We start from the raw sequence: 6,316 nt of genomic DNA on the forward strand, positions 1-6,316 counted from the left end.
GTTCGTTCCACACGAACGGTAGGCCAGAAAACCAGTGTGGAAGAGCGCTTCTATTTGACCAGTATGCGAAACCATGCCGCACTGATTTTAAGAACGAGCCGACTGCATTGGGGCATAGAAAATCAGCTTCACTGGGTGCTGGACGTGGTTTTTGATGATGATGCCTCAAAGGTCAAGAACCGAATTGCAGCCCAGAATTGGGTCATGGTGCGGCAGATGGCTGCCCATCTGCTGCGGCGTGAAGGGACGGGCAAGGGAAGTCTGGCCTCTAAACAGTTCCGCGCCACGATGGATTTGCCATTTCTAGAGGCTGTCCTGACTTTGCGGTAGCCCTGGCCTGGAGTGAACGAACCGGAGCTTTCCCGGTTTGTTGACGAAACAGACGGAATCCGTATCAGAGATCGTTGCCGTTCACCCGGCCCAGTGCGGCCCCATAATGCCCCGGATGCGCTCGTTTCCCCTTCCCCCCATTCCGGCGCTGCTGCTGTCCATGCTGAGCATTCAGGCGGGCGCGGCCTACGCCAAGTCGCTGTTTCCGCTGATCGGCCCGCTAGGAACCACCGGCCTGCGCGTGGGGCTGGCCGCCGCGATCCTGATGCTGGTCTTCCGGCCCAACCTGCGCCTGCTGACCCGTGACGACTGGCGGGCGGTAGTTCCCTACGGCGCGGTGCTGGGGCTGATGAACCTGACGTATTACCTCTCGCTGGAGCGGCTGCCGCTGGCCATTGCCGTGACGCTGGAGTTCCTGGGACCGCTGCTGCTGGCGGCGGCGCTGTCCCGGCGGGCGCTGGATTTTCTGTGGGTGGCGCTGGCCGGACTGGGCATCTTCCTGATCTCACCACGCGGCACCGCAGGCGCGCTGGACCCGGTTGGCGTAACGCTGGCGCTGGTGGCGGGGGCGTTCTGGGCGGCGTACATCCTGCTGGGCGGGGCGGTGGGGCGGCGGCTGTCCGGGACCACCGGGGTGGCGGTGGGCATGCTGGTGGCCGCCGCCGTCTGCGTGCCGTTCGGGGTGGCGCAGGCTGGGACGGCGCTGCTGGCTCCGGGGGTGCTGCTGACGGGTCTGGGCGTGGCCGCGCTGTCCAGCGCTCTGCCCTACAGCCTGGAAATGCGCGCGTTGCGGCTGGTGCCGCCGCGCATCTTCGGCGTGATGATGAGCATCGAACCCGCGATGGGCGCAGTGTGCGGCCTGCTGTTCCTGGGCGAGGCGCTGCTGGGCCTGCAATGGCTGGCGATTGCCTGCGTGATCCTGGCCAGCGCGGGCATCAACCTGACCACGCCGCGCCCACCGCAGATGGTGGAGCCAGTGAACTGATTCAGGTGGGCCTGTACGCCACGAACAAAATCCGTGTGAAGGCATAGAACACGCGCTTGCCAGGAAAGGCGTCCGTCAATTTCTGGAGATAAGCCGCCTCAAATCGCTGTCCATCCTCCTCACACAGCCGCGAGAGGTAGGGGACCAACGCCGTGCCGCGCGTCCAGTCCAGCAGGCCCGCCGCACCGTCCAGCACCACCGGATAGACCTTGCTGATGGCCGTGATTTCACTGGCTCCCAGAGCATCCAGCGTCTCGGCGTAGGTAGCGGGTGTCAGCACGGGGGATGAGCCGTGGGCCAGGCCGAAGCGGGTGAAGCCGCCCAGTTCGGCGCTGAATTCGTCCGCCGTCTCGGACAGCAGGCGGTGACTGGCGTGGTCATGGTTGGCCGGAACCTGCACGGCCAGCACGCCGCCGGGGCGCAGATGGCTCCAGAGCTGGGCCAGCAGCGCCGGATGATCGGGCACCCATTGCAGCGCCGCGTTGGAATAGATCAGATCAAACTCGCCGCCCAGATCCAGAATGCTGCCCTGCTCGAAGCGCAGGTTGGGGGCGCTGTCTTTTGAAACACTGTGTTCACTCGCCCGCGCCAGCATTTCCGGGCTGCTGTCCAGCCCCAGCACACGCGCCGCCGGAAAACGCGCGGCCAGTTGCGCCGTCTGCTCGCCCGTGCCGCACCCCAGATCGACGATATCGCCGTAGTCCCGCTCTGGAATCATCGCCTGAAGATCGCGGGCGGGAGCGCTGCGGGCATCTTTGAAGCGGTGATACTGGTCAGGATTCCAGGGCATGCGCCGAGACTATTCCAGGAGATTTGCTGAGTGTGCGTACTCTGGTAGTGACATCAAATCGAACGATGGCTCAGCCGCAGCTGCGCTCGCATCATCTAGCCAGAGAGGTCCGACCCACCTTTCTAGATCAGTGCCGCCGATGCTCTACACTCCACAGCAATGTTGGCAATTATCGGCGCGATGGACGAAGAAATCGAGTTGTTGCTGGGCGATCTCCAGGGGCGGCAGGACCTCTCGTATCCCGGCGCGACACTATACCGGGGCCAGTTGGACGGCGTGACCGTGCTGCTCACGCGCGGCGGCATTGGCAAGGTGAACGCGGCGCTGACCACCGCGCACCTGCTGGCGGCGGGGGCCACGCGCATCATCTTTACCGGCGTGGCCGGAGGCGTTCACCCGGACCTGCGCGTGGGTGACATCGTGATCAGCACCGACTGCGTGCAGCACGATGTGGACGTGACCGCGCTGGGCTACGAATTGGGCACCGTGCCGGGAGAATCGCCCGCCTGGGCCGCCGACGAGACGCTGCGCGCGGCGGCAGTGGCGGCGGCTGGCGAGGTCTCTGGCGTGCGCGTCATCGAGGGCCGCGTTGCCAGCGGGGATCAGTTCATCGCCTCCCCGGAGGGGGTCAGGCGGCTTCAAACCACATTTAATGCTGCCTGCGCCGAGATGGAAGGGGCGGCGGTGGCCCAGGTCTGCGCCAAAGCGGGCGTGCCGTTCGTGATCATCCGCAGCGTCAGCGACACGGCGGACGGCAGCGCCGGGGTGGATTACCGCGAGTTCATGCCGCAGGTGGCCCGCCACGCCAAGGCCGTGGTGCGCGGCATGCTGGCCCGGCTGACGGCCACCGCAGATGACCGCACCTGAACCGTCCACCACGGCCCGACTCTCTGCCCCGGTGCGTTTCGTGCTGGGGCTGGGCATTCTGGTGGGGTTTTCTGCCGCCGGACAGGGGCTGGTGACGGTCACGGGCCTGCCCCTGCCGGGTTCGGTGGTGGGACTGGCGCTGCTGTGGGCGGCGCTGGGCCTGAAAATCGTTCGTCTGCACTGGATCGCGGATGCCGCCGACGGGTTGCTGGGCATCCTGGGGCTGCTGTTCGTCCCGGCCACGGTGGGCTTTATCGGCTACCTGTCCGCCGGGGCCGACTGGGGGCTGTGGCTGCTGGTGATGACGGCGGGGCTGCTGCTGGGCGGCGGCGTGGCCGGGGTGCTGGCCTCGCGTCTGGCGCGCTCAGAAACCGGCACAGAGGCAGAGGTTTAGGGTGGCCTGGATCGCCCTGACCCTGATCGCCTTTGCGCTGGGCGTGGTCTTGCAGACGCGGGTGCGCTCTCCGCTGGCCAACCCGACATTGATCGCCACGTTGATCGTCGCCGGAGTGCTGCTGGTGGGCGGCGTCTCACACGCCAGTTATCTGAAGGAGGTCCAGCCGCTGACCGCGCTGCTGGCCCCGGCCATCGTGGCGCTGGCGGTGCCGATGTACCGTTTGCGGGCGCTGCTGGCGCGGCAATGGCGCTCGCTGATCATCGGCGGCCTGAGCGGCACGCTGGTGGGCGTGGGGGCCGACGTGCTGTTCTCGCGCCTGCTGGGGCTGAGCGACGAGGCGCAGCGCTCGCTGCTGACCGCCCCCGCCACCAGCCCCGTGGCCCTGCAACTGGCGCAGTTCACGGGTGCGCCGCCCGCGCTGGCCGCCACGCTGGCGGTGCTGTCGGGGCTGGTGGGGGCGCTGATCCTGCCCGGATTCCTGACCCTGATGGGTATTCAGCATCCGCTGGCGCGTGGGCTGGCGATGGGCGCGGTGTCCCACGGCGTCGGCACTGCCCGCGCCCGCGAGGAAGGGGAATTGACCGGGGCGGCCAGCTCGATTGGGATGGGGCTGGCCGCGCTTCTGGTGACCGTGGTGGTGGCAGGAGTCAGCCGGGGCTAGAAACCCGAAGACTGGCCGGCGAAGAAGGCTTCAAAGTTGTCGAGAACCGTCGGCGCAGCGTTTGCAACAGCATTGGCGAAGGTCACGTTATCGCCTGCCCGCACCTCACCTTGCTGAATGACGCGGGCGTACAGACCGGGCCTGCCCACGTCGCGGAAGCGTTTGACAAAGCCAAGATCGCCCATGCGCTCGGCCAGGGTTACGCAGGGGATGCGGGCGAAAGTGATTTCCAGCAGCGCGCCGCCCACCGCAAACTGCTGCCCCAGCCGCACAGACGCCGATTCCAGGTCCGAAAACAGCAGATTTTCCCCAAACGTTCCCGGCTCCAGCTTCCTTCCCAGTTCCGCTGACCAGAAGTCGTAATCCGGTTGGGTGTAGATGTACACGGCCTGATCAGGGCCGCCGTGGTTTTCGGTGTCCAGGATGTGATCGCCGCTCAGGCCCAGTCGCCCGACCAACACGGCACCCTCCACGGGCTGCTTGTGGATGCCCGTCCAGCCGGATTTGCTGCGAATGGCACGCGGGATGCCGACGCAGACGCTCAGGAGTTGCATGGACAGAAGTATGGCAGCGCCCGAACGTCATCCGTCCGGGCGCTGTCTCAAATCATTCTCTAGCGGACGGCGTCACCGGGCCTTCGGGGGGATGCCAGTTCCGCAGGGGCAGCAGCAGGATGCTCGCTGACGCCAAAGCGGGCGAGAACCCAGCGGTCCAGACCCCACCAGCCGGCCACACGCCAGCCCAGCACCAGCCACGTCGCCAGGATGAACAGCAATGGATTGGTACTGACCGTGCCCGCCAGCAGGTAACTGGCGTTCATCACTCCACCAAAGAACGCCGCGATGCCCGTGAACAGCCCCACGATCAGGGCCACGCCCACCAGCACCTCGCCGTAGGCCACCAGATACGAGAAAGCGGCGGCGTTGGGCAGCGCCACGTGTTGCAGGAACCAGCCATACCAGCCCTGTACATCCGGGTGGTCACCGCCCGTCTTGGCCAGCGCGCCAGTCAGAAAGCCGCTGACGGCGGTTCCGGCCTTCTCGCCCACCCAGACCCCGGCTGGATTGGTGATCTTGCCCCAGCCGGCGATGAGCCATTCGTAGCCCACATAGACGCGCAGGATCAGCCACAGCGGGGCCAGACGCGGATCGCCGAACAGCAGGCGGGAGATGGCGGGTTCTCTGAGGGTGGCGGGCGCGGGTGAAGTGGGGAGGGTGGTCATGGGCAGGTCTCCTGGGCGCAGCGGCGGGAGAGGTTGTCGGGCGGTGGCCTCCGCTGCACCCCTCAACCTCTTCCTGCGGTATTACGGCGGCATTACGGAAGCCGAAGAGTGGCGTGCGCCTTGACTCCCCGCGTCCCAGCCCCGATGCTGGGAGGCCCTATGGCCCGCACCGTCAACCCCATTCAGGACCGCACCCGGCGCGCTGGCCTGGAAAAGGCGGCCTATCTGGCGCTGTACGAGCGCGGCTACGCGGGGGTCACGCTGGCCAACATCGCCGAACACGCCGGGGTCAGCCGGGGCACGCTGGTGTACCACTTCGGCAGCCGGGCCGGGCTGCTCTCCGCAGTGATGCGGCGGTTTACACGCACCATCACAGTGGCGACGCGCCGGGCGCTGAGGCAGGCCGGGACGCCAGACGCCAAGCTGCAAGCCTTCGTCGAAAACCAGTTTTACGGGGTCCAGAACACGCAGCGCTTCTACACGGTTTCACTGGACTTCCTGGCGGCAGCAACGCGTGACCCGGAGCTGATGGCCGTGCAGCGCGACTTTCTGGGTCAGACGCTGGAATTGGACCTGGAACTGGCGCGGCTGGCCGGTGAGGACGGCGCGGGGGCGCGGGCGCGGCAACTCCGCGCGCTGGTAGAGGGCCTGAGCGTGCGCTTCCTGGCCGATCCCGAACCCGATCTGGCGGCCTACCGCGCCGATTGTCTGGCTGGACTGCGGGCGATTCTGGGCTGGGATTAGAGCAGTTCTCCGAATGCAGTACTCCGGAAGGTTTTTGACGAATGGGGTGGGGATCGTCCATGTTGATGTGTGGCAACAAAACGGACGACCCCCAGCCAGATTCTAGCGGCCCTGCTCCCTGGAACCAGCCTGCGTTCCACCCAGGCCGCCTATCTTCAGGTGCTGTTGGTGCTGTGGCTGGTCGTTCCTGGACGACTGAATTTCACCAATCTGGCCCGCTATGGCGGGCCATCTGAGCGAACCCATCGCGCCTGGTTCCAGAAACCAATGCCGTGGGTGGAGTTGAACACCAGTTTGATCTTGCAGATGCAAGATCAGCA

The 6,316-nt window shown here is 66.3% G+C and carries 9 protein-coding genes and 1 pseudogene; 7 read left to right on the top strand and 3 right to left on the bottom strand.

Going from position 1 to position 6,316, the window contains the following annotated elements:
- On the top strand, positions 1-330 hold a 330-nt coding region (locus tag BOO71_RS12860), incomplete at its 5' end, for an ISAs1 family transposase (RefSeq protein WP_139322927.1).
- A gap of 115 nt (positions 331-445) precedes the next feature.
- Positions 446-1,315, top strand: coding sequence for an EamA family transporter (locus BOO71_RS12865; RefSeq protein ID WP_254843148.1), 870 nt, complete (start codon positions 446-448; stop codon positions 1,313-1,315).
- 1 nt (position 1,316) lies between these two features.
- Here BOO71_RS12865 and BOO71_RS12870 read toward each other — a convergent pair whose 3' ends face one another.
- Complete coding sequence (locus BOO71_RS12870; protein WP_075832993.1) at positions 1,317-2,105, bottom strand: methyltransferase domain-containing protein; 789 nt, start codon at positions 2,103-2,105, stop codon at positions 1,317-1,319.
- Positions 2,106-2,264: 159 nt separating this feature from the next.
- On the opposite strand from BOO71_RS12870, the gene BOO71_RS12875 reads away from it, so the two are divergent.
- The 3 genes from BOO71_RS12875 to BOO71_RS12885 are packed head-to-tail and all read left to right on the top strand — an operon-like array spanning position 2,265 to position 4,030.
- Positions 2,265-2,972, top strand: coding sequence for a 5'-methylthioadenosine/adenosylhomocysteine nucleosidase (locus BOO71_RS12875; protein ID WP_075832995.1), 708 nt, complete (start codon positions 2,265-2,267; stop codon positions 2,970-2,972).
- Positions 2,959-3,366 (top strand): CidA/LrgA family protein, encoded by a 408-nt coding sequence (locus BOO71_RS12880; protein ID WP_075832998.1) that lies wholly within the window; start codon positions 2,959-2,961, stop codon positions 3,364-3,366. Before BOO71_RS12875 ends, BOO71_RS12880 begins: the two co-directional genes overlap by 14 nt.
- Before the next feature lies 1 nt (position 3,367).
- Positions 3,368-4,030: an LrgB family protein gene (locus BOO71_RS12885; RefSeq protein WP_075833000.1), complete on the top strand. Its 663-nt coding sequence runs from the start codon at positions 3,368-3,370 to the stop codon at positions 4,028-4,030.
- Here BOO71_RS12885 and BOO71_RS12890 read toward each other — a convergent pair.
- Together BOO71_RS12890 and BOO71_RS12895 are read right to left on the bottom strand one after the other, a co-directional pair.
- Positions 4,027-4,584: an MOSC domain-containing protein gene (locus tag BOO71_RS12890; protein WP_075833003.1), complete on the bottom strand. Its 558-nt coding sequence runs from the start codon at positions 4,582-4,584 to the stop codon at positions 4,027-4,029. The two genes, BOO71_RS12885 and BOO71_RS12890, sit on opposite strands and share 4 nt — an antisense overlap.
- A gap of 59 nt (positions 4,585-4,643) precedes the next feature.
- Entirely contained in the window at positions 4,644-5,252 is a 609-nt protein-coding gene (locus tag BOO71_RS12895; protein ID WP_075833005.1) for a DoxX family protein, read from the bottom strand.
- Positions 5,253-5,411: 159 nt separating this feature from the next.
- Here BOO71_RS12895 and BOO71_RS12900 point away from each other — a divergent pair, with 159 nt between their 5' ends.
- Positions 5,412-5,996: a TetR family transcriptional regulator C-terminal domain-containing protein gene (locus BOO71_RS12900; RefSeq protein WP_075833007.1), complete on the top strand. Its 585-nt coding sequence runs from the start codon at positions 5,412-5,414 to the stop codon at positions 5,994-5,996.
- A 69-nt stretch (positions 5,997-6,065) separates the two neighbouring features.
- Positions 6,066-6,316, top strand: a pseudogene (locus tag BOO71_RS28350) (hypothetical protein); the annotation flags it as partial.

Origin of the sequence: Deinococcus marmoris, from assembly GCF_001949125.1 — a bacterium.
Classification (GTDB): domain Bacteria; phylum Deinococcota; class Deinococci; order Deinococcales; family Deinococcaceae; genus Deinococcus; species Deinococcus marmoris_A.